General features: G+C 37.4%; 24 protein-coding genes and 1 riboswitch. Of the genes, 10 read left to right on the forward strand and 14 right to left on the reverse strand.

The window, feature by feature from the left end; all coding sequences use genetic code 11:
- Nucleotides 1–53: 53 nt before the first annotated feature.
- The gene (locus tag EW028_RS19035; protein ID WP_131521938.1) at nt 54–689 is read right to left on the reverse strand and encodes a hypothetical protein; all 636 of its coding nucleotides are present in this window, start codon (nt 687–689) and stop codon (nt 54–56) included.
- 238 nt (nt 690–927) lie between these two features.
- Nucleotides 928–2,112, reverse strand: a complete 1,185-nt coding sequence (locus EW028_RS19040) for an MFS transporter (RefSeq protein WP_131521939.1) — start codon at nt 2,110–2,112, stop codon at nt 928–930.
- Nucleotides 2,113–2,484: 372 nt separating this feature from the next.
- On the opposite strand from EW028_RS19040, the gene EW028_RS19045 reads away from it, so the two are divergent.
- A complete protein-coding gene (locus EW028_RS19045) occupies nt 2,485–2,670 on the forward strand; it encodes an SE1561 family protein (RefSeq protein ID WP_131521940.1) in 186 nt (61 codons plus the stop codon).
- Nucleotides 2,671–2,711: 41 nt separating this feature from the next.
- Here the strand turns inward: EW028_RS19045 and EW028_RS19050 are convergent, their stop codons facing one another.
- Nucleotides 2,712–3,512 carry a YwqG family protein gene (locus EW028_RS19050; RefSeq protein ID WP_131521941.1) on the reverse strand — a complete coding sequence of 267 codons (801 nt, stop codon included), beginning with the start codon at nt 3,510–3,512 and terminating at the stop codon, nt 2,712–2,714.
- 188 nt (nt 3,513–3,700) lie between these two features.
- Between EW028_RS19050 and EW028_RS19055 the strand changes: the two genes are divergently transcribed.
- Nucleotides 3,701–5,239 carry a fumarate hydratase gene (locus EW028_RS19055; RefSeq protein WP_131521942.1) on the forward strand — a complete coding sequence of 513 codons (1,539 nt, stop codon included), beginning with the start codon at nt 3,701–3,703 and terminating at the stop codon, nt 5,237–5,239.
- 272 nt (nt 5,240–5,511) lie between these two features.
- Nucleotides 5,512–7,416: a heavy metal translocating P-type ATPase gene (locus EW028_RS19060; protein WP_131521943.1), complete on the forward strand. Its 1,905-nt coding sequence runs from the start codon at nt 5,512–5,514 to the stop codon at nt 7,414–7,416.
- A 174-nt stretch (nt 7,417–7,590) separates the two neighbouring features.
- On the opposite strand, the gene EW028_RS19065 is transcribed toward EW028_RS19060, so the two are convergent.
- Both EW028_RS19065 and EW028_RS19070 read right to left on the reverse strand, forming a co-directional pair.
- Complete coding sequence (locus EW028_RS19065) at nt 7,591–8,508, reverse strand: YihY/virulence factor BrkB family protein (protein ID WP_004225576.1); 918 nt, start codon at nt 8,506–8,508, stop codon at nt 7,591–7,593.
- Nucleotides 8,509–8,530: 22 nt separating this feature from the next.
- Nucleotides 8,531–8,857: a YtxH domain-containing protein gene (locus EW028_RS19070; protein ID WP_131521944.1), complete on the reverse strand. Its 327-nt coding sequence runs from the start codon at nt 8,855–8,857 to the stop codon at nt 8,531–8,533.
- Nucleotides 8,858–9,034: 177 nt separating this feature from the next.
- Between EW028_RS19070 and EW028_RS19075 the strand changes: the two genes are divergently transcribed.
- A complete protein-coding gene (locus tag EW028_RS19075; RefSeq protein ID WP_016995366.1) occupies nt 9,035–9,256 on the forward strand; it encodes a DUF1128 domain-containing protein in 222 nt (73 codons plus the stop codon).
- A 66-nt stretch (nt 9,257–9,322) separates the two neighbouring features.
- On the opposite strand, the gene motB is transcribed toward EW028_RS19075, so the two are convergent.
- The gene (motB, locus tag EW028_RS19080) at nt 9,323–10,075 is read right to left on the reverse strand and encodes a flagellar motor protein MotB (RefSeq protein WP_131521945.1); all 753 of its coding nucleotides are present in this window, start codon (nt 10,073–10,075) and stop codon (nt 9,323–9,325) included.
- A complete protein-coding gene (gene motA, locus EW028_RS19085) occupies nt 10,059–10,862 on the reverse strand; it encodes a flagellar motor stator protein MotA (protein WP_004225583.1) in 804 nt (267 codons plus the stop codon). The genes motB and motA overlap by 17 nt, the downstream gene beginning before the upstream one ends.
- Before the next feature lie 191 nt (nt 10,863–11,053).
- Between motA and EW028_RS19090 the strand changes: the two genes are divergently transcribed.
- The 3 genes from EW028_RS19090 (at nt 11,054) to EW028_RS19095 (ending at nt 13,317) form a co-directional block, all read left to right on the forward strand.
- Entirely contained in the window at nt 11,054–12,295 is a 1,242-nt protein-coding gene (locus tag EW028_RS19090) for an aminopeptidase (protein ID WP_193767403.1), read from the forward strand.
- Between the two features lie 140 nt (nt 12,296–12,435).
- Entirely contained in the window at nt 12,436–12,570 is a 135-nt protein-coding gene (locus tag EW028_RS25915) for a hypothetical protein (RefSeq protein ID WP_004225590.1), read from the forward strand.
- A gap of 183 nt (nt 12,571–12,753) precedes the next feature.
- A complete protein-coding gene (locus EW028_RS19095; protein ID WP_004225593.1) occupies nt 12,754–13,317 on the forward strand; it encodes a beta-class carbonic anhydrase in 564 nt (187 codons plus the stop codon).
- A gap of 72 nt (nt 13,318–13,389) precedes the next feature.
- Here the strand turns inward: EW028_RS19095 and EW028_RS19100 are convergent, their stop codons facing one another.
- Both EW028_RS19100 and EW028_RS19105 read right to left on the reverse strand, forming a co-directional pair.
- Nucleotides 13,390–13,977: a GNAT family N-acetyltransferase gene (locus tag EW028_RS19100; RefSeq protein ID WP_016995361.1), complete on the reverse strand. Its 588-nt coding sequence runs from the start codon at nt 13,975–13,977 to the stop codon at nt 13,390–13,392.
- Between the two features lie 161 nt (nt 13,978–14,138).
- Entirely contained in the window at nt 14,139–14,963 is an 825-nt protein-coding gene (locus EW028_RS19105; protein WP_131521947.1) for a polyphosphate kinase 2 family protein, read from the reverse strand.
- A 199-nt stretch (nt 14,964–15,162) separates the two neighbouring features.
- On the opposite strand from EW028_RS19105, the gene EW028_RS19110 reads away from it, so the two are divergent.
- Nucleotides 15,163–15,876 carry a hypothetical protein gene (locus EW028_RS19110; RefSeq protein WP_131521948.1) on the forward strand — a complete coding sequence of 238 codons (714 nt, stop codon included), beginning with the start codon at nt 15,163–15,165 and terminating at the stop codon, nt 15,874–15,876.
- A gap of 28 nt (nt 15,877–15,904) precedes the next feature.
- Here EW028_RS19110 and map read toward each other — a convergent pair whose 3' ends face one another.
- Complete coding sequence (map, locus tag EW028_RS19115; RefSeq protein ID WP_131521949.1) at nt 15,905–16,660, reverse strand: type I methionyl aminopeptidase; 756 nt, start codon at nt 16,658–16,660, stop codon at nt 15,905–15,907.
- Between the two features lie 162 nt (nt 16,661–16,822).
- A complete protein-coding gene (gene thiT / locus EW028_RS19120) occupies nt 16,823–17,383 on the reverse strand; it encodes an energy-coupled thiamine transporter ThiT (protein WP_131521950.1) in 561 nt (186 codons plus the stop codon).
- 134 nt (nt 17,384–17,517) lie between these two features.
- A riboswitch (TPP riboswitch) is annotated at nt 17,518–17,625 on the reverse strand.
- 125 nt (nt 17,626–17,750) lie between these two features.
- Between thiT and EW028_RS19125 the strand changes: the two genes are divergently transcribed.
- A complete protein-coding gene (locus EW028_RS19125; protein ID WP_009371560.1) occupies nt 17,751–18,074 on the forward strand; it encodes a magnetosome magnetite crystal formation protein family in 324 nt (107 codons plus the stop codon).
- Between the two features lie 55 nt (nt 18,075–18,129).
- Entirely contained in the window at nt 18,130–18,252 is a 123-nt protein-coding gene (locus EW028_RS25920; protein WP_004225603.1) for a hypothetical protein, read from the forward strand.
- Nucleotides 18,253–18,292: 40 nt separating this feature from the next.
- On the opposite strand, the gene EW028_RS19130 is transcribed toward EW028_RS25920, so the two are convergent.
- The 3 genes from EW028_RS19130 to EW028_RS19140 all read right to left on the reverse strand — a co-directional run bounded on the left by EW028_RS19130 (nt 18,293) and on the right by EW028_RS19140 (nt 23,571).
- Nucleotides 18,293–21,373: an AAA family ATPase gene (locus EW028_RS19130; RefSeq protein WP_131521951.1), complete on the reverse strand. Its 3,081-nt coding sequence runs from the start codon at nt 21,371–21,373 to the stop codon at nt 18,293–18,295.
- Nucleotides 21,370–22,527: an exonuclease SbcCD subunit D gene (locus EW028_RS19135; protein ID WP_131521952.1), complete on the reverse strand. Its 1,158-nt coding sequence runs from the start codon at nt 22,525–22,527 to the stop codon at nt 21,370–21,372. The genes EW028_RS19130 and EW028_RS19135 overlap by 4 nt, the downstream gene beginning before the upstream one ends.
- A gap of 141 nt (nt 22,528–22,668) precedes the next feature.
- The gene (locus EW028_RS19140; protein WP_131521953.1) at nt 22,669–23,571 is read right to left on the reverse strand and encodes an SGNH/GDSL hydrolase family protein; all 903 of its coding nucleotides are present in this window, start codon (nt 23,569–23,571) and stop codon (nt 22,669–22,671) included.
- Nucleotides 23,572–23,581 lie beyond the last annotated feature (10 nt).

Raw genomic sequence — 23,581 nt, forward strand, 5'->3', positions numbered from 1 at the left:
TGAAGCGCGAGTGACTTTTCGTTTTCCATTTTCGCTAGGACATGCAAATCTTTTTAAACGTGTACTTCAATAAAGGTTGTGGCATTCGACTCTGATAAGACAGCGTCCACCTCTGATTCAAATTCTTCAATCCGATTGCTCAATTTCTCAATTTGTTGTTTAACATTTAGGGGATCAATGATTTCAAACTCATTTCTTTTCATAAATGTTTCGGTATGTAATTTAACTTCCTCTGGTGATTGTTTATCTTTATTGCCCAATATGTTAATTAAATAGGTTTCCAGCTTTGCAGGTAATGCATCATTTTCTTTGGCAACCGTATTGATAGCTGAACGATGCTGATGCTGAATAACTTCTAGCAAATTCTTTTCGTATTGAATGGATTGTTTCCGTTCAATTGCCTCCGCTACAGTCATTTCCTCTTTGCCCACCAACACCTTTGTGTTTGCATTGGACTGCACAACTAGTGCTTTTATTTTATTTCGATAGGAAATTAAACCTAGCACTTTATCATAGGATGCTTGCATTTGTTTTTCATATTCAGGAATGTCTACACCATTAATTTTACGATTGCTTTTTCGATTAGCTACGACTGCGCTAACCTCATTTGTTGCTGCTTCAATTCGTAGAGTCAGCATTTTTAATTCTGTTAAAGCACGGTGGATGGATAGTTTTTTCATTTCTGTCATGATAAAAACCTCCTTTTTAAGCAAGTGTTCCTTTATTATAAATAGAAAGATAGATAATGTCCAAAAATACCCATTTTATTTTTTATTGCTTTCATTAGAACATGTCTGTATAATAATTTTCTAGGTGCCAAACCTATGTAACTTGGACGGAACATCCTTGTTACGCAAAAAACGCCATAACAGCACGGATTTGCTGGGCGTTTTTTGTTTTTTGAGCGGGAGATGAGCCCCGCTCTTTTTATTTTGCCATCGTTGGTTGTTGATGCATGCGGCGTCCAAATATAAATAAAACGATTGCAACGGCTAGCAAAAGCATAGCCACAAGTAAAAGGAAGCTATAATTTTTTACATATTCTAAATAAACTCCACCTAAAAATGGACCTGTTAAGCTACCAATACTTAAAGCAATTCCGCATAGTAAATTCCCCGTAGGCAGTAGCTCCTTTGGTGTCAAATCAGCCATAAATGTAATTCCTAAAGAAAACATCGAGCCAACCAGCGTACCCGTTAAGAAAAATGCGACCGCCACAGCGAATTGTGAATGCTCTAAAAAACTTGCAATCGCAAAAATAATTGCGCCACCAAATGACCCAATCATCAAAATATTCCTTCTCCCTACTTTATCTCCTAGTGCACCAAGCGGCACTTGCGTTAAAATACCACCAAATGTAAAAACAGATAAAATGATAGGAATCATGCCGACTTCAAAGCCCTTGCGTAGTGCATAGACAGGAAACAAGGCATTTAGTGAAGACTCCAGAAAGCCATAAACAAATGGACCTAAAAAGGCAATCCACCCAAATAAAATAGCCATTTTGTACCGTTGCCACCCTCTGGCATTTAAGTCACCTGTTAAACGCTCAGGCTTTTCATTTTGTAAGAGAAATACAAAGGACCATGCTAATAGGCACATTATTGAAGATACGATAAACGGTAGCGCCTCAGCTATTTCAATTAGCCTCACCATAAGTGGTCCAACAGCAAAACCTATGCTAAATGATAAGCCATAGATGGCCATTCCCTTTCCTAAGCTTTTATGATCTGCTGTACTTGTAATCCATGTTTGTGTCGCATAATGCAAGGCATGATCGCCTACGCCAATTAATAAACGAAGGACAAACCAAAAGGTCACACTTTTCCATAGAGGAAATGCAAGTAAAGACGCAAAAACTAGTGCTCCACCAATTAAAATAATCGGTTTATAGCCCCACCTGCGTAAGGGCTGCTCGATAAATGGTGAAATCAATAATGTTCCTATGTATAAGCCTGTTGCATTCAAGCCATTCAATGCAGAGGATACCCCATCACGTTCAAAAATTATCGAAATAAGCGGTAATAGCATCCCTTGTGAAAAGCCTGATATGGATACAATTATTACTAAAATGGTAAATCTTTTCTTGCTGTAATCTGAGAAGTACGTCATTTTTCCCTCCACTATCTAGTCATTCTTCCAAAGAACAGCATACCAAAAAGCCTTAGCGCTCACCACATGTGATTTTACGCTAAGGCTTAACTAATACTTATCCTCATTTAATTGTATAAACACGATTTTCGGCTTTTGAATATTACCGATTACTTGTTTAAACTCCCTCCTTTTCGAGTTAGCGTTACAGATGACTTTTTTCAATCAGCTCCTTTACTTTATCTTAAAACAACTTTAACATACTTACTCAATATTGTAAATATTCCGTCTATTGTTTTTTTAAAATTAATCTCTTAGTCCTAGGTGTTTCCCTAAACATTGAAATTTAAGCTCAAATCGGCTACGATGAAAGGGATGAAATGAGGTGTACGAATGTCAAAGCCAATCACTAATAAAGAGCAACAAGTAACCTATTTAAAAGAGCGTCTGGAGATGTTTTTAGAAGTATTAGATGCCCTTGATCCTGAAACAGCTGAGATAGAAGATATTGATCGCTTAATCCAAATGATGGATGATTTAGAGGACAAAATGGAGCAATTTCATGCTCGTGAACAATAATGAATAAAAAAACAAGCGAGCATCGTGTGCTCGCTTGTTTTTTAATGGCAATCCCAATTATAAAGTACCTTGCTAAAATCTTTATTCATTAACTCTTCCTCTGTGATAAAGAAATTGCCAACGCCACAATCACCCCAAAGAATATTGTCGCCGACACTATCAATCTGTAACAGCAAAATGATTGAATCTTTATAATCTCCATATGCTCGAGGATCCTCTTGCGTAAAGAATGGATAGCCTCCAATTTTACAACCATCACCAGTCATAGCATCATAGAAGCTGTCTTCTAATGCTTCGTCATCCTCCAAAGCTGTTAAGATGCTAGCATACTTTTCATTGCTTCTAAAATCATCAATCGACATCGGCTCAACGCCTGTAGTAAAGGATAATGCCATTTCACGCTCGACAGGAAAATATAATTCCTCATCATCTATTTCTATAAAAGAAAAGTCTTGTATAAGCTGTGCTTCATCTTGCATAACTTGTTCATGAAATATTACACGAAAGCCTTCTTGTTTTTGTCCATTATCAAAATCCATTCCTAAAACATCGTCATAACCATCAATATAAAACTGCAATATTCCCTCTTCTGGGAAATTGGGTAAATGCATAGGAACCTCTGCAAAGTTAATTTGAGCTAATAGCTTTAACGGTTGTCCCTTCATGTTTTTTGGATATTCCATCGCCAATGGGAAATAAGGATCTCCTGCAAACTTACTTTGAAATAAAGTTGTCTTGCTTATCTCCGTATTAACCATTACAACAGGCTTCATTGTCCCCTCTATTAATGGTCTATATTGCTCGAATGCTTCTGGTAATTCAAGTAAAGTTTTAGCAGCCATGCAAGTTCCTCCTAATATTGGATTTATTCTATTTTAGAACAAACGTTCTGTAAAATCAATACTCTCCTTCTATATTATTAAAATATGCTTTAATTTAGCGGTCTCAGATAAGGACTCTTTTTTTCATTAGTTGAAAAGAGTATAATGTAACGTGGAAATAATCAATTTTTCTATGGGGGGCAATACCAATGAATCTACAAAATTTGGAGAAGAGTCTTTACGATTTAATTACTGAAACATCTACGAATTTACCTAAGGATGTACGTCGTGCTATTAAAAAAGCAAAAGAAGCTGAAAATGCTGGTACTCGTGCAGCAATGAGCTTAGACACAATCGCAAATAATATTATTATGGCAGAAGATAACGTGTCACCAATTTGTCAGGATACAGGGCTACCAACTTTCAAAATTTATACTCCTGTTGGCGTAAACCAATTAGAAATTAAAGCTGCAATCAAAAAAGCAATCAGCGATACAACTGCAGATGCTAAATTACGTCCTAATGCGGTGGATTCATTATCTGGTGCAAACAGTGGTAATAATCTTGGTGATGGTTTGCCAGTAATGAAATTTGAACAATGGGAAAAAGATTACATTACAATTAAGTTAATTCTCAAAGGCGGCGGCTGTGAAAATAAAAACATTCAATACAGTCTACCATGTGAATTAGAAGGTCTTGGTCGTGCAGGGCGTGACTTAGATGGTATTCGTAAATGTATTTTACACTCTGTATACCAAGCACAAGGTCAAGGGTGTTCTGCTGGTTTCATTGGTGTAGGTATTGGTGGAGACCGTTCTTCGGGCTATGATTTAGCAAAAGAGCAATTATTCCGCCATGTTGAAGATACAAATCCAAATGCAGATCTTGCTAAGTTAGAAGAATACGTTGTTAAAACGGCTAACACATTTGGTATCGGTACAATGGGCTTCGGTGGTGAAGCAACATTATTAGGCTGTAAAATTGGCGTAATGCACCGTATTCCTGCCTCTTTCTATGTATCAGTAGCATATAATTGTTGGGCTTACCGTCGTATGGCTGTGGACATCGATCCTCAAACTGGCGAAATTTTGAATTGGCACTATCAAGAAGGTGAAAAAATTACCTTCAAAGAAAATGAAGTTGCTGCTACAACAGAAGATACAACTACAGATGTAGTAGAACTTACTGCGCCAATTACTGAAGAACAAATTCGTTCATTAAAAGTTGGAGATGTCGTTTCGATTACTGGTCGTATGTATACTGGCCGTGACGCCATCCACCACCATTTAATGAGCCACGATGCACCAGTTGATTTAAATGGACAAGTTATCTATCACTGTGGACCTGTAATGGCAAAAGACGAAGAAGGCAACTGGACAGTGAAAGCGGCTGGTCCAACTACTTCAATTCGTGAGGAGCCTTATCAAGGCGATATCATGAAAAAATTCGGTATCCGTGCTGTTATTGGTAAAGGTGGAATGGGACCAAAAACATTAAAAGCGCTTAATGAGCATGGTGGCGTTTACTTGAATGCAATCGGTGGAGCAGCACAATACTATGCGGATTGTATTAAAGGCGTTGATGGTGTTGATTTAATGGAATTCGGTATCCCTGAAGCTATGTGGCACTTAAATGTTGAAAAATTTACAGCAGTTGTAACAATGGATTCACATGGTAACTCACTACATGCAGATGTGGATAAATCATCATTAGAAAAACTAGCTTTGCATGCAGAAAGAGTCTTCTAATTAAATAATAGGTAGCAGTAGTAACTCGTTTTATTGCACAATTTTGTAAGGCACAGAATATTCCTAGTGAATAGACTGTGCCTTTTTCAATCCTTTCGCAAATTGTTTAAAAATCTCCATCAAACTTCCTACTTTATTTTTATAAATTCCTTTGTTATAATAATTCTAAACAAAAGAGATGGTAATTGAAATCCATTTTCAATTGAATAGCTCAAAACAACGCTAATTTATAAAGGTTTTGATATTGATTTTCATTATCAGGAGGGATAAAGATGGAATACTCTAATCGAGAAAACATAAACATAATTGAGAAAATAAAAGAACATGCAGAATTAATTGCTGCATTAATGGCTGGAATTTTCATCTTACTAGCATGGCGTTTAGACACAAGTGGACAAACAACAGCTTCTGTTCTACTATATTTAATTGCCTTTTGTGTAGGTGGTTTCGCGAAAGCAAAAGAAGGCATTGAAGAAACCATAGAAGAGCGAAAGCTAAATGTTGAGCTGTTGATGGTATTAGCTGCAATTGGCTCAGCTGCAATTGGCTATTGGACAGAGGGGGCCATCCTAATATTTATTTTTGCAGTAAGTGGTGCACTTGAAACTTATGCGATGAATAAAAGTCATCGCGAAATATCTGCACTTATGAATTTACAGCCAGAAGAAGCTTGGTTAGTGCGTGGCGGATTTGAGCCTATGAAAGTATCAGTTTCCACATTACAAATCGGGGATCATTTATTGATTAAACCGGGCGAACGAATTCCAGCAGACGGCATTATTTTTAAAGGCCAATCTTCTATTGATGAGTCAGCTATTAGCGGTGAGCCACTGCCAATCTCAAAAAGCGAAGGAGACGAAGTTTTTGCAGGCACAGTCAACTTAAATGGTGCTATTACTATGGAAATGACAAAGGCGAATTCAGAGACCCTTTTCCAAAAAATTATACAGCTCGTTCAAAGTGCCCAAAGTGAAAAATCTCCCTCTCAACAATTCATCGAAAAGTTTGAAGGGACTTATGTAAAATTTGTTTTACTTGGTGTTGCCATTATGATGGTTCTTCCCCACTTCTTACTCGGCTGGGACTGGACAACAACCTTTTACCGAGCAATGGTGTTATTAGTGGTTGCTTCACCTTGTGCACTCGTTGCCTCCATTATGCCTGCAACACTCGCTACTATATCAAATGGTGCAAAAAATGGTGTGCTATTTAAAGGTGGTTTACATTTAGAGCATCTTAGTGTGTTACGTGCATTGGCGGTCGATAAAACAGGTACTTTAACGCAAGGAAAACCAGTTGTTACAGATTTTATTGTCCGTGATGGAGTAGAACGTGAGACGGCTCTAGCAATTCTTGCAGGAATTGAATCTCAATCCAATCATCCCCTTGCCCAAGCGATTACCTCCTATGCTAAGGCTGAAGGAATCGACATACTGCCACAAGCAACAATTGAAGATATTCCTGGCTGGGGTATTAAAGGAACGATTCAAAACAAGGAGTATCAAGTAGGCAAACCAGAGTTTGTTGATGTACAACTTGCTAACAGTTTTGCAAATGGTGCTGTAACTAAACTTACAGAAGAGGGAAAAACAGTTATTTTCATTCGCGATCAACATGGTATTGTTGCATTAACAGCATTAAAGGATACTGTGCGCTCCGAAGCTAAAAAGGCTGTTACATTATTAAAAGAGCTTGGTATTCAAGTGGTGATGCTTACAGGTGACAACGAAAAAACAGCGAAAGTTATCGCGAAGGAGGCTGGCGTTACTGAATACGTCGCAGAATGTCTGCCAGAAACGAAGGTAACTGAAATGAAACGCCTACTTACACAACATCAATTTGTTGGCATGGTCGGCGACGGTATTAATGATGCCCCTGCATTGGCTACCGCAACTACTGGCATCGCTATGGGTGAAGGTACAGATGTGGCGCTTGAAACAGCGGATGTCGTGCTAATGAAAAATGACTTATCAAAAATCGCCTATGCTGTTCGTTTATCACGTAAAATGCAACGTATTGTGAAACAAAATATTTTCTTTTCTATCGGGGTTATTGTCTTATTAATCGCCTCTAACTTTTTACAAGTTGTCGACTTGCCTTTAGGCGTAATCGGGCATGAAGGTAGTACAATTCTAGTTATTCTAAATGGTTTACGTATGCTCAATAAAAATGTTTAACATCAATTAAGCCTCAGCATAATTGAGTCCAGCTTGCTTAAAAGCTCCTCTTCCTGCGCCATCCGTTAAGGCTTTTATTGAATAATTGATGCATTTAATCAGCTAAAATCAAGTTAAAAAAGCCTCGCTACTCTTTAGGAGTTTAGCGAGGCTTTTTATAATGAATTCATTTCCTTATCGACGAATTTCCTTTTGAAGTGCTCTTTTCTGCATTGTAGCATTTAATACGCCACCAAAGATTAAAATGATTCCCGTAAAATATAACCAGAGCATTAAAATAATGACGCCACCAATACTACCGTATGTAGCAGAATAATTTGCAAAATTATTAATATAAAAAGAGAAACCATATGTGACTGCTAACCAAGCAAGCGTGGCAAATAACGCTCCTGGCCATACGCCCATTATTTTTAAACGAGGACTTGTATTTGGCACAAACCAGTAGATGCCCATTAATACGATGAAAATCAATAATGGCGGGATTGACCATCTTAATCTATGCCAAACTGATTCAAATTGCTCCTCTATTCCGACGATTGAGAATAGGAAATGTCCAATTTGCTGACCAAAGACCGGTAATAAGAGCGCAACGGCAATAACAATGACGAGAGCGATTGTAAAAACTAGTGATAAACCCCTATCTAATATGCCTGCTCTCCCTTCTGTATCATAGGCTTTATTTAAAGCACGAAGCAGTGCATTAATGCCTTTAGATGCAGACCAAATTGTACCTAAAACCCCAATCGATAGTAAACTACTGTTGCGATTTGTTAAAATCTCATTCAGTGTATTTTCAATAAGCTTATACACTTCATCAGGTAAGATATTCACTAAAAACGAATAAACCTGAGTTGTTTCTAAGTTAAGATATGGTAGGAGTGTCACCAAGAAAATAAGTAAGGGGAAGAACGATAGTAAAAAGAAATAAGCCAATTGTGCAGCAAGCGCAGATATTTCAACTCGCTTGAGCCGACCTATTAAATCTTGGATAAAACCCTTGGATGTCATAATATCAATCGCTCCCTCCTCTGGAGAGACAAACGACTTTACAAACCCAAAAGCGTTATGCAATGTTGCTTTATTCTTTTCCATACATTTCCTCCTAAAACGACCTTTACTCCTTATGAGGTAAAGTAAAGGCTGATTTCGTATCTTCAATCATTCCCTGTATCGTGGAAGGTAAATCCTTAAATTCATCCACCTTTTCAGCAATTGTGTTGACATTATCTGACACACTTTCACAAAGCACCTTTGCTGCTAGTACTTTTTCCTCTACCAAAACCTGCAATTCTTCTCGATTTGCAGCATAGTATGAGATGGCTTCCTTCATCTTTTTTGTTGAGGCAATTGTTTTTTCTCGTGTAGCGTGATCTAACATACTTAATGCTGCTCCTACAGCTGCTCCTGCTACAATAGATACTAATAATTTACTTTGACCCATAATAAAACCCCCTGCTTGTATAGTTGCCTATTCCCTATTATTTCATAAATAAACAGTCTTCTGCCCTTATTCTACCCAATAACCGTCTATTTTTAAAGCAATGCCTAAATACAGAGTTGACATTTTTTTTATTCAATGAAATGATATGTGCGAGGATGACGAAAGGTAGGGTAAAAAATGGATTTATCAGTTCCATCTAAAGAAAACGTTGTGTATATGGTTGATCAAATGAAGGACAAGCTTCGTATGGTGAATGTCGATGCAATGAAATCAGAAAACTTCGATGAAGCAAATTATGAAGATTTAGTGTATCTATATGAAATGGTTATGAAGAGAGAAACTTTTAGTCCAAGCGAAATGCAAGCGATTGTTGCTGAATTAGGATCTTTGCGTAAATAGGTAAAATGAAAAGCTATTAGCCTAAGACATTTGTCTTCTGCTAATAGCTTTTTATTACTGTGTACTCTAAGTTTCTGAACCATCCTCAGTAACTAATGGTTGAATTAATACTTCCACACGACGATTCTTCGCACGTCCTTCGGCTGTGTCATTTGGTGCAATTGCACGATACTCACCGTTTCCTTTTGCACTAAAGCGCGTAGGATCTAATTTGTCATTACTTTCAATAAGCAGTTCTAAAAATTTAGTTGCACGCATTACAGATAACTGAAAATTCGATGTAAAATTCGGACCTGCTGGCACATTATCTGTATGACCTGTGATGACAATATTTCGAGCTGGATCAGATTCCAGCATAGTTGATAGCTCTTTGGCAATAGGGACATACTCAGGTTTAACTGTTGCCTGCCCTGGATCGAATAAAATACTATCACGGATTGTCACTAGCAACCCTTCATCCGTCATTTCTGTGGCAAATTGACCTTCCATTTCATTGACTGCAATAAAATTATCCACACTATCTTTTATTTCAGCTAACTCCTGTTGATCCTTTAAATAGGCAGAGTTTTGCTGTGGCGTTTGGTCGCTATCCGCATTCGGAGTAGGGACTGGTGCAGGTTGCTCTAGAAAACTAGTTCCACCATCAAAGACTTGATTAAAAACTGCCGACATTCTTTCTAGCTTTTCTTGATCGACTGAACTTGAGGCAAACAAAATAATGAACACGGCTAGCAGCAAAGTTAAAATATCTGCGTATGGCACTAACCAGGATTCATCAATATGTTCATCATGCTTTTTTTTCTTAGCTTTCTTTGCCAAGGCCACCCGCCCCGCTTTCACCAGAAATTTGACGACGTTCTTCCATCGTTAAGTATGATGATAGTTTCTGTTCAATTACACGTGGAGCCTCCCCTTCTAATACTGAAAGGATACCCTCAATCATCATTCTCTTTTGTTTTACCTCTAAAGCAGATTTACGTTTTAGCTTGTTCGCAAATGGATGCCATAAAACATACCCTGTAAAGATACCGAGTAATGTAGCCATGAAGGCAGCTGAGATAGCATGTCCTAGCTTTTCGATATCATTCATATCAGCCAATGCGGCGATTAACCCTACTACTGCACCAAGAACCCCTAAAGTAGGTGCATATGTACCTGCTTGTGTAAAAATAGCTGCTCCACTAGTATGTCGCTCTTCCATCGCTTCTACTTCTTCTGTTAAGACATCACGTATGTAGTCAGCATTTTGACCATCAATTGCTAATGTAAGGCCATTTTTTAAAAATGGATCTTCAATCTCTGAGGCCTTACTTTCAAGTGCTAATAGCCCTTCGCGACGAGCTAAGTCAGCCCATTGTGAAAACATTTTAATAATCTCTATATCATTTGCTAATTTTGTTTCTTTAAAAAGAATTTTAAATAGCTTCGGCACTCGCTTTAACTCCTGCATAGGAAAGGCAATAGTTACTGCGGAAATAGTACCAAAAATGATAATTAGGATAGCTGCAGGGTTATAAAATGCAGATAAACTTACACCCTTCATTACCATCCCTGTTAATAGTGCTACTAAAGCAAGTATTAACCCTATAATCGACGACTTATCCATTCTAGAACCTCCAAATCTACTATCTAATGTTATTTCGTCTTTTTTTCCATATTTTAAATATATATATTCCTAGTATAAATGTATTTCATATATTTTTCGATGTAATTAATGCTTTTTATTCACATTTCGACCATTTTTGATTATATTGAATTAAGAATATTACACTTAACTGTCTTAAATTGAAAGGGGATATGATTTTGTTATTATCGTTTGACACAAAATTACTAAAATATGCCGAGTTAGCGGTGAAAGTAGGAGTAAATATCCAAAAAGATCAGTATCTTTATATAAGCTGTTCGACTGATAACCTAAAACTCGCACAAATAATTACTAAAATTGCCTATAAAAATGGTGCAAAACAAGTTTTTGTCGATATATCCGATGATGAACTTGTACGTGCTCGCTATGAGGGGGCACCAAAAGACTCATTTGATTTCTTCCCACCTTGGAAAGTGCAGGAACGTGAATGGTTAGCTGAACATGGCGCTGCTTTTTTAAGCATTAGCTCACAAAATCCAGATTTATTAAAAGGTATTGAACGTGATAGAATCATGGCATTCCAAAAAGCATCTGGCCAAGCACTTGCCAACTATTATCAATGGTTACAAGCAGATAAGTTTAGCTGGTCTGTTATTGCTGCTCCATCTAAAGCTTGGGCAGCAAAGGTCTTTCCTCACCTTCCAGAAGAACAGCAAATGAATGCATTATGGGAAGCTATCTTTGCAGCCACACGTATAGACGTTGAAAATCCTGTTGAAGCTTGGCATGCCCATGATCAGGAATTACATAGTAAAGCTGATTATTTAAATGCAAAGCAATTTAAGTCACTACACTATACTGCACCAGGCACAGATCTAACAATTGAGCTGCCTCCACACCATGTGTGGACAGGGGGTAGTAGTATAAGTACACAAGGCCAAACATTTATGGCCAATATGCCCACTGAAGAGATTTTTACAGCACCGTTAAAAACAGGTGTTAATGGTTATGTATCAAGCACTAAGCCTTTAAGCTATGGCGGCAATATTATAGATAATTTCACATTAACATTTAAAGATGGTCGAATCATTGACGTCAAGGCGGAGCAAGGCCAAGAAATTTTAGCTTCTCTTATTGAAACAGATGAAGGGGCTCATTACCTTGGTGAAATAGCATTAGTACCACATCAATCACCTATTTCACAATCCGACCTATTATTTTACAATACATTGTTTGATGAAAATGCATCCAATCATTTTGCCATTGGTAGTGCCTATGCTTTTTGCATTGAGGGCGGCAAAGAAATGACCTCTGAGGAACTAAGTGCGCATGGTCTCAATCAAAGCTTAACACATGTAGACTTTATGATTGGCTCTACCAAGATGAATATAGATGGAATAACACATGATGATCAAATAGACCCAATATTCCGTGATGGAAATTGGGCATTCTAAATAATCCATTCCTACTAATAGTATTCTAGGCTAAGTATGTTAAGGTTGTCATAAATTATCCTTAGATTTTCCTAGTAACCTATTGTATAATTGTTTTAGGGAATTTTAGTAGATCATTTAAGTAGAGAGGAGCTCTAATAATGTTCATTACAACTGTTCTTGGCTTTTCAGCAGTTTTATTAATTTCAACGGGATTCTTCATCCACTACCTACAAGTTGGTTTAGATAGCAAGTCTTCAGTAACTGTAGATCCAAAGCCAAACGAAAAATTTTAATGTATAAAAAACAGCTACTATTATAGGTAGCTGTTTTTTTATAGCTTACAAGTTATTTATTTCATCTACTAAAGCGTATGAAACTGCTCCTTTATTGTAAAAATTATCTGAATAAAGTCTTTATTGTTTGCATATTGAAAATTTTGCTCTACAATATTTTTTGTAAGGAAGGGAGCAATATTCATGACAATGTTACAAGATATTCTAGAATTTAACAAAGAGTTTGTACAAGAAAAAAAATATGAGCCATTCATCACTACGAAATATCCTGATAAACGTATTGTTGTTTTATCTTGTATGGATACTCGTCTTGTAGAGCTTTTACCAAAAGCGATGAATTTGCGTAATGGCGATGTAAAAATAGTGAAAAGTGCTGGTGCGTTAGTGAGCCATCCTTTCGGTGCAGTTATGCGTAGTTTATTAGTTGCTGTCTACGGCCTACAAGCTGATGAAGTGTATGTTGTTGGACATTATGACTGTGGTATGAGTGCGGTTGATCCTGACGCCATGCTTAGCGAAATGGTACAACGAGGCATCGACCCAGAAACAATCAAAATGTTGGAATATTCTGGTTTTGATTTGAAAGAATTTTTACGAGGTTTCGGTGATGTAGCAACAAGTGTTAAGAAAAGTGTCGATACGATTCGTAATCATCCATTAATGGTAAAAGACGTACCTGTTCATGGTTTAATAATTGATCCAAATACAGGTCATCTAGATTTAATTGAAGATGGAAATAAGCAATAAAGTTATTTTTTGATACATTAATAAAAGAACAAGTGCCTATCCTCACTATGTAGAAGATAGGCACTTATTATTCTATTCATCCTCTAAACGTGCGTACATATAGTGATCTACCCAATGACCATTGATATACAGTAGCTTTCTTAGCAGACCCTCCTGCTGGAATCCAGCCTTCTCTAATACACGCATGGAGGCATTATTTTGTGTCGATACATAGGCCTCTACACGATGTAAACCAATTTGTTCAAATGCAAATCGGACCACCATATTCACAGCTTCTGTGACAATGCCCTTTCCAACATAAATCTCATCCATCGCATAGCCAACAAATGCACTCGAGTACGGTAAGCGTTTGACAGCATAAAGTGCAATATGCCCTATTAGATTATTTGTACCATGCTCAAAAATACCAAAAGTAAATTCACGCTTTGATTCCATTAAATAGAGACTTTCTTGAATTTTTTTGTATTGAGCATCGACTGTATAGTATTCAGGTCTTTGCAGTGGCTCGTATATAGACCAAAAGTATTTATTACGGCTTACGAGACCCGTTAAACTTCGTGCATCTTTTTCTTGGAATGTGCGGATGTAGCATTTTTCCCCCTTTATTGTTACCACATTCCCACCCTTTTTTCTTAATAGATTCCAAATTTTAAGCACCATTTCTCCACACTAGCCTTCCAATAAAAATCAATCCATTTCTCTTTGTTACATTGGCTATAAGCCATAATTGCAAAACCCTATTTATATTTCATTGTATGTAAAAAAAGAGGCTGCTACAACCAAAACAGCTTATGTCTTATTGTCATAGCAGCACAATTCAATTATTTAGTTTTTTGTTCTTTCTTTTTCTCATTTACTATTTCTAAGCTGGAGGAATCAGCATCCTCTAGTTGTGTATTGTCTAACACATTTGTTAAATGAAGACCACGTCTTTGAGCCTCTCGTTCAATGTGTGCAATAGTTTCCTGTAGCACCTGAACCCGTGCATACTTTTTGTCATCTCCAGCGACTAAGATCCATGGTGCATCCTTTTTATCTGTCTTTTCAAACATTGCATTCGCTGCTTCAATATACTGAGGTGTTTTATCTCGATTGCGCCAATCCTCGGCAGTTAACTTCCAAGATTTATAAGGGTTTTGTTCACGTTCTTTAAAGCGTTTTAATTGCTCCTCATCTGAAACATGAAGCCAGAACTTAATAATTATGTAATCTCCTGCAGTTAAAATCTTCTCAAAATTATTAATTTCCTCATAAGCACGAGACCATTCATCTTTTGTTGCGAATCCCTCGATGCGTTCCACTAATACGCGGCCATACCACGAGCGATCAAAAATAGCGATTTGCCCATGCTGAGGCAACTTTCTCCAAAATCGTTGTAAATAATTGTAGCGTAATTCATGAGCTTGAGGGGCAGAAATAGGATGTACAACATAACCGCGGGGATCGACACGTTCGATTAATCGTTTAATAGCGCCACCTTTACCAGCCGCATCCATTCCTTCGAAAACCAAGATCAAGCCAATCTTGTTTTTTAATAAAAATTGTTGTGCGTTCAACATTTCATATTGGAGTACTTTTAATTTCTTTTTATACATCTTTTTGTCTAGTTCAACAGTTAGATCTAGATTTTTTAAATTTTGGGTCATGAAACTTCACTCCTTTTATTTGACTATTCTTATTGTACTAAAGAAATATGTGGATGCCTATCAGACATGGTAAATTGTAGGTATTAATAGTAAAACAACACGATACATTGTTGGAAATTTCCGTTATAATAAAAAAAGTGACAGTACTATACTTATTTGTCTTTTCCCTATACAATCTAACACGAAGGGAGAGGAAAACATGCCTCGGTTTATCATGATGACAATCTCTTATCTTGTCTCAATCATCCTAACCTTTTCATCCTTTTTCGTGAACATCAACGGTCAATCTTCGCTAGAAATCGCTAATCGTTTTTCTGTTGTATTTGCACCAGTTAGTGTAAGTCATGTAATTTGGATTATCATTTATTTTTTACTCGGTTATTGGTTAGTTATGAACATGAAAAAGACAACTTTGAAACAGTCTGCGCTTTTTAGCTGCATAAATATATTACAAGCATTGACGATATATGTCTGGCACCATGAGTTATTTATTGTTTCTCTTGGCATTACATTACTCTTAGTCTTGTATTTATTTATGTTGTATAATACGTACCCTCTTCAGGACAAATCCTTGTTTGGTCGTATTCCTTTCTCTGTTTATTTAGCATGGATGACATTTATTTTTATCACAAATACAAGCTTTACGTTAACGGCTTATGGTTGGAACGGCTTTGGTCTTAGCACACCTCTTTGGGCAGTGATTTTACTTACTTTAGGTGGAGCCATTGCGCTACATATCCGTTTCCATCACTTTGATGTTATGTATCCAAGTGTTTTTATTTGGGCTTATATTGGAATCGCCATACATAATGGTTTTGATGAGCTACTTGTCACTACAGCCGCTTTATTTTTATGTGGTGTTCTCTTTGTTGGCATTTTATTTATTAAAAAAAATCCTGCTAACCAAAAATAATTTGGTTAGCAGGATTTTTCATTACATCTTATTCTTCGTCTAATGACGTTAAGATAATTGGTTTATCTTTTGTTACAATGACTGAATGTTCGATTTGAGCTACAAGTGATTTATCAGGTGTCACGAATGTCCAACCATCACCTGCTTCTACGATATGCTCTGCCTTTGCTGAGATAAATGGCTCAACCGCAAGGACCATACCTTCTTTCATAATAGTAGCATCCCATGCATCGTAATAATTTAAAATATGGTTTGGTTCATCATGTAAAGATTGACCTAAGCCATGACCTGTTAAATTCATAATAACAGTTAACCCATTAGCATTTGCCTCGCGTTCAACAGCTTTACCAATTTGATTTAATTTAGATCCAGCCTTTACCTTTGTCATTGCTCGATCAAAGGCACTTTTAGCAACACGGCAAAGCTTTTCTTTGTCCTCATAGCCATCACCCACAACAAATGAAATACCTGTGTCAGCAAAATAGCCATTTAAAGAGCCAGAAACATCAATATTTACGATATCTCCTTCTTGAATAACACGCTTTCCTGGAATACCGTGTGCTACTTCTTCATTGACACTAATACATGTATACCCTGGAAAATCATATTCTCCCTTTGGTCCTGAAATCGCGCCTGCCTCTGCAAACATGCGACCAGCAATTTCATCAAGCTCAAGTGTTGTAACACCTGGTTTTGTTGCAGCTTTCATTGCTTCGCGAATTTCAGCACAAATGCGTCCTATTTTTTTAAAAGCTTCAATCTCTTCTTGCGTTTTTACAATCATGTATAACGTCCCTTTCATCTAATATCTATTCTTTAATATAACATAACTTTTTATGCGTATAACGATAAACGCTTTAAATATTGTATGCTTTCCTACTTTGCAAAGTGCTAAAAGAGTTATTCACGACAAAAAAGTCCCTCCACTCATGTGAAGGGACTAGCATTAAAATTTTCTTTGCATTAATTGTGGAGCGGCTGTGAATAAAAGAACACCAACGACAGCCGTTAAAATGGTTGCTGGTAGCATATATGTACCATTGTAGATGATGGAATAGATCCATGCATTTTGGTCACCCGCATATTCGGCAAAAAATACAGCACCAGCAATTGTATGTGCTGTGTATCGTAAGAAGCCTGCGAAAACGGTACCTATGATTATATAAAGTGCCATTTTTGTTTTGTTCATATGTTTAGCAGCGTCTAATACTGGTCCACGTACAACCGCCGCTAATCCTACAACAGTAAAAGCAACGCCATAATCTAGTAATCCTTGTAGCCAGTGCACAATCGTAGCACCAAACATGGTTTGCATTACACCTACGAGTAATCCAGTTGTTAGCCCAGCTACTAAGCCCCAGCGAAATGCTATTAACATAATTGGTACCATAACAAGACTAACTGAGCCGCCTTGTGCCCATACTTTAAAGGAAACCTGATCCAGTACGAGACCAATCGCTGCAAAAATCGCAATCTCCACAAGCATTAATAGTCTTTTTTTGTCCATACATATTCTCTCCTTTGTTCCGATGTAGGATACAAGAGCAGGAATAGAAAAGCGCTGATATGTCTCTTTCTGACACCTTTTTTCCTTTAAGGACGAAAAAACGATGTCAGGACAGAGCCTCACATCGTACAAGTGTCGGTTTCTATCCACATCCCTACGCAAGCGTTAACTTACAGGTTCGAAGAGTCAAGGCATTACGTGCCCAGTCTCAGCTGACATCATCAGCTCCCCTTGTGGTCGTTACATCTGAATTTATTTGAACACTCTCATTGTACGCAAAGGATTAAAGGATTACAACCTTCCATACATCATTTTTTTGAAACTTTGCTGTTTTTCATGCGTAAATATTTAAAAAGGAGGTACAACTATGGAGAATCAAAAAATTTTAGCTGCCTTTAGTTATCTTAGTATTTTCTTCGCCCCTTTTATCGTTCCATTAATTGTATATTTTGTAACAAAAGACAGTGATGTAAAAAGCCATTCGATTCGTGCACTTGTCTCTCATTTAATACCTTTTGTTTTTGGCATTCTATTCTTTATTGTCTTTGTTTTTTCTACATTTAGTTTAGATCCAACCTCCAATAACAAGACGGTGATGATTATTTGGTTTGCTTCATTCGCCATCTATGCTCTCGTCTCACTAGGTATTGTGATTTGGAATATAATTCAGGCTGTTCGTGTTATCCGTTAATGTTTTATTTTTAAGTGAAACAGGTAGTAGTAATTGTAAAAGGAGCTGTTTTGGGATGAAAGTATCAAACGTTGTAAAAACCGCCGTTAAGTTAGCACCTATTGTTATTCCTATCGTAAAAAAAGTAATGGCTGCAAAAAAGGGCACAACGCCTACAACCACCACTCGAAAAAAATAAAATGAAGGCGTATTCCTTTTAGAGGAAATACGCCTTCGTTTTATTTCACTTCAAAATGGGTTTGACTATGGCCATTCAATGTTTTTTCTACATGTAAAACTGCTGGCATTGCAGATTTCAATTCAGGTACATGCGAAATAACGCCAATCATACGACCCGAATCCTGCAAATCAATTAATGTATCGATTGCTTTATTTAGTGATTCCTCATCGAGCGAGCCAAAGCCCTCATCAATAAACATCGTTTCAATATGAATATTACCTTGGTAGCTTTGAATCACATCTGCCATCCCCAATGCAAGGCTCAACGAAGCATTAAATTTTTCGCCACCTGATAAAGTTTTGACATCTCGTAATTGATCTGTATAAGCATCATAAACATCAAGACCAAGGCCACTTTGCTTCGCATGCTTTTCTAATCTATCTGAACGTCTAAGCTCAAATTGACCGTTTGATAAATGATACAGACGTATATTGGCAGCTTCTGTAATTTGATCTAAGTAGTTAATTTGTATATAACGCTCAAAGGATAGCTTTTTCGAGTTTTGTCCATTTAATAATCCATAGAGCTCCTTTACTCGCCCTGCTTCTTGTTCAAGTAAATGAAGCTCTTTCGCTATTTCTTCCACCTTTTCACTAAAGCCTTGGCATGCTTGTATAAAGCCATTGATCTGTTGTAAACGTTTAAATGCTTCCTCATAGGAAACTCGATGCTGTTCTACTCTTGCTTCCATCGCCTCTAAATCTTGCTTCTCTTTTCCTTGAAGGTATGTAGCCCCTTCGGTAATCTGAATTTGCAACGTGTGTACTTGTAAAGCATAGTCGCTACATGCTTTTCGAAGTGCATCCAATTGTATGGCACTCCGTTTAGCAGTTGCATAAGCCTCATAGCTTTCGAAACCTATTTCTTGCATATCTGCTGAAAATTGCTGAAGCTTTTCATTCATTTTAAGCTGTAATTCCTCAAAGGACTGTTTGGCAATTTCTACTGTTAGTGTTGCATTGCTAGCTGCTTCCTTTGCTACATGCAAATTTTCTTGACTCACTTGCCAACTTTTTTGAAGCCCTTCTTTCTGTTTACTAACTTCATTAAGTTGTTGCTTTAATTGCTGTAAAGTTGGTAAATTAGGGGGCATCTGCTTAAGTTGTTCGTCTACAACCGCTTGTAATTTTGTCCATTCTTTTATCTTCTCTGCTAAATATTGCTCTAGCTTCATATGCTTATTTCGTAGCTGCTCTATTCGATCATGCTGATGCTTTATTTTTAATCGCACATCAGCTAATTGATGTTGAATAATTTTTAATGCTGCAATCTCTTGTTCCACTTCATGTAAAGTAGCGATGATCTGTGGTTGGTCTTCTTGTTTAATATGCTGCGCCTCAAGTTGTTGCCATGTATCTTGAAGAAGCTGCTGCGCTGATGCTAAAAATGCCTCTTTCTCTAAATACTTACGCTCGTCTGATGATGCCTTCGCTCTTAATGCTTCCACTTGAGCAAGCTCAATAATTTCCAGTTGCTCATTGTGTGCTTTCTGATGTGTCATACTACCACAAACAGGACAGGGTTCTCCTTCCTTCAGCTGTTCTGCTAAAATACTAGCTTGACTCGTCAGCCATCGTTGCTGCAAAAGTTGAAGAGCCTCTTTACTTTCTTGATAGAGACTTTCTGAAGCAACTACATCCTGCTTAGCTAACTCTACGACATGTTTATATTTCTCTGCTTGCTTGATTAAAGCAACCTGTTCCCGTAGTTTCGGTAATTGTTCTAAATAGCTTTCATAGGGTTCAACCTGTTTTTCATAGCCTTCTACTGATTGAGAAAAATGCTGTAATTGCTTTTGTTCATTTTCCAAAAGTTTGATGTTATCATTTACTGCTCGTTTTGCATTTTCAGCATATTGCTCCGCTATTTGCAGCTGTTGTATATTGTTTTCATAGGCTTCAAATTTCGGTAAAAGCGCTAGCATCTGCATTTCCTGCTGTAAGATTTGCTGTCGTTCAGATTCTTTAGCCTGCTCTATCTCATATTTTTCTTGTGCTTCTTGCAACTTTTCTTGTGACTGCTGTTGCGTAACTTTTGCTTGTTGAAAAGCTAGTTCTTTTACATTCAGTTCAGCACGTAAATCCTTGCATTGTTGTTCGAGGAGCACAAGTCGCTCTGCTTGTTCTGCCAAAGCAATCTCCTTCTCCTTTGCTTGGTATACATCCTGCTGTTGTAAAAGCATTTGCAGCCGTTGCTGTCGATTAGCTTGTTCATCAAATTGCTCATTTAGCGTTTTTGCTAAGCGATAATATTCCTGCTCTTTTTGATGAAGGCTATACGCTTCTTCATAGTATGACTGTTCATCTTCTCCACATTTCTTATAGTAGCTAAGCTCCTCATCAAGTGCCTCTGTCAGTTGATGTAAATTTTCGGTATTATCCGCAATCAATGTGAATAAAGCGGAAGAACGTTGTGGTAAGGCGCCCACAATTTGACCAAGTAAATGTTCTTTTAATTGTTTGGCACGTTCAAGATCACTTTCTGCTTCTTTACGCTTGGCATCAAGCTTTTTTGCCATGACACCGAAACGATCAGTTTTAAAGATTTTCCGTAAAATTACTTCTTTATTTGTTGAATCAGAGGTTAATAGTTTTCTAAATTCACCTTGAGGTAGCATGACAATCTGGCTAAATTGATCTTTTGTGAGACCTATAATTTCCTGCAATTTCTTATCGACTTCAAGCGTTTGCTGTTTCTCTACAATGCTATAATCCAGCTTTCCCTCTTTTACTTCTGCTAGCTCTATTTTCTTTCCAGTAACCGTTTTATTTTTTTCTTTAATATGACCTGGCTGTCGTACTATTTGATAGACTTTTCCATGCATTTCAAAGACGAGTTCTACAGCTGTATAAACTTCATCATGTGCAAAGCCGCTTCTTAGTAAAGCTGTATCCTGCCGGTCCTCCCCACTACCTGATCCGTAAAGAGCATAGCAAATAGCATCGAAAATGGTTGTTTTACCAGCACCAGTTTTTCCAGAAATGGCAAACAATCGATGCTCCCCTAGCTCTTGAAAATCAATTACTTCCGTGTCTTTATAGGGACCAAACGCTGTAATTGTTAACTTTAAAGGCTTCATTTTACAGTCTCTCGCTCCTCATCTAATAACTCCTGTAACATCTCTGTGAATAGGCGTTCCGTATCTTCATCAGGCTGAATGCCAATAATATTGGTGAAGAATGAACGGAATAAATCAATATCTTCTAGTTTTTCAGCTTCTACTACTTGTAGTTCACGTGGCATATCTTGTCTTAGTACCTTCCGCTCCACATGCATAGCGTGCGGAAATACACTACGAATGCGTTCCATTGGTGAAGTCACAGATATTTTATCCGTCAATCTAACAAAGACATAATCCTCACTTGGTGTGAGGGTTAATAACTCCTCTAATTGACCTTCTATTACTCGTAGATCTCTTCTTGGCACAAGCTTTCTTTTACTTACTGTGGTGTTACCTTGCTCGTCTAATTCAATGATTAAAAAACCTTTCTCATGTAAATGCTCAGATAACGAGTATTTTAAGATAGAGCCTGAATAGCGTATGGTTTCGTTTAAAACAAAATGTGCCTTATGTAAGTGCCCAAGCGCCGTATAGTGAAAAGGTTTGAATAAAGCTGCATTCACACAATCTGAGCCTCCAATGGAAAGGGGTCGCTCGGAATCACTAGTATTTGCTTCCTCCTCACCATACTTCGTCACAAAGGCATGTCCAACAAAAACATGACGCTTACTTGTGTCCATGTCTTCTGTGATATGCTCAATAATTTTTCGCATGGCGTCTTGATGAGAACGGATTGACTCATCTTCAAAGATGTTGCGAATAGCTGCTGGCTCTGCATAGGGCACTAAATGAAAATGTACTTCTCCATGTTGATCATTCAAAACAATAGGTGCATGATTTTTTGTAAATTGGCCCTTTATATATAAACCACTATCACTCATTAAACGACTACCAAAATTTAAACGACCTGCACTATCATGATTTCCCGCCACTGCTAGAACAGGAATCTTCTTTTCTAATACTATTTTCGCTAATACATCATTTAGTAAATTAACTGCCTCAATAGGAGGCATCGAACGGTCATATAAATCACCTGCGATGATAATTACATCTGGTTTTTCCTCATCTATCGCTTGTATAAATTGTTGAAGAATATAATGTTGATCTTCTGTCATATAGACACCTTGAACAAGCTTTCCTAAATGCCAATCTGCTGTATGAAATATTTTCATTCTAGTACCTCCTAGTCTTCTCTATATTTTAGCATGACTATTCCCCATCTAGTGCACACTAAAGGTTTAGTAGTTCTAGCCAAAATTGGTTTTCATAGAAAAAAGCATCTTAATAGGTAAGATGCCTTAGATATCGATTATTTAGATGTATTTGATAAATGCCTTATATCCTGGGAATCCCTGAATTACGTAAGTCATACGAGAAGATTGATGTTGTGCCACATTTTGCTTCCGAGGCTTCGCTGATGATTGTTGCTTTAGGATTTCCTCAAATGATTTGGGATTTGGCTCTGGCAATTCTGCTGAAGAGATGTTTAAAGCATCACTCCCACTATAAATCTGTAAAAATGAGTTAGCCATTTGTCGATAGCCTTCAATATTTGGATGAACATCGGCACTATTTGGTAAGTAGTTGGTTGCATTCAAACCAAAGGCATCATAGACATTTATATAAGCTGCGCCAGCTTGCTCTGCTTGTTGTTGTAAAATTGCATTTAATCTAACTAGCTGGGCGTTTGTTCCTTCTTTTTGCGTCGGATGAACTGTTGGATAAGCAAAATAATACCCTATGACATAGATTTTTGCTTTAGGCGCACGTTCTTCTAATTCATCCAAAATCGATAGCATATTTTTTCTAGCCAAATTTAAAGCGTAATCTGTCTGAAGCTGTGAAAAAGCTAAGGTCCCTGCATTTGGGTTTACCTGGACAAGACGTAATAAATCATTAGCCCCTGCCGAAATTGTAATAAGTGTCGCATTTGCTAATAAATTTTGCGCTTCCTCAGATCGTATTCGTTCTAATACATCTGCCGTAGTAAAGCCAGGAAAAGCAAGTTCTTTTGTATAAAATGATAATTGACCAATCGAACTTAATTTCATGGCAATCAAATCACTATACCCTACATCAATTTCTTTGTAGGGTGTTTGACCCGCTGCTAAGGAATCGCCAATAGCCACATAGGTTTCTGTTTGAGCGAAAGCAGATGAAACCCAAATTGTCATGAATAATATTGTCATACCTAGCAAGCTACATAACCGTTTCATCTGCTTCCCT

Origin of the sequence: Lysinibacillus sp. OL1, assembly GCF_004332175.1 — a bacterium.
GTDB lineage: Bacteria > Bacillota > Bacilli > Bacillales_A > Planococcaceae > Lysinibacillus > Lysinibacillus capsici.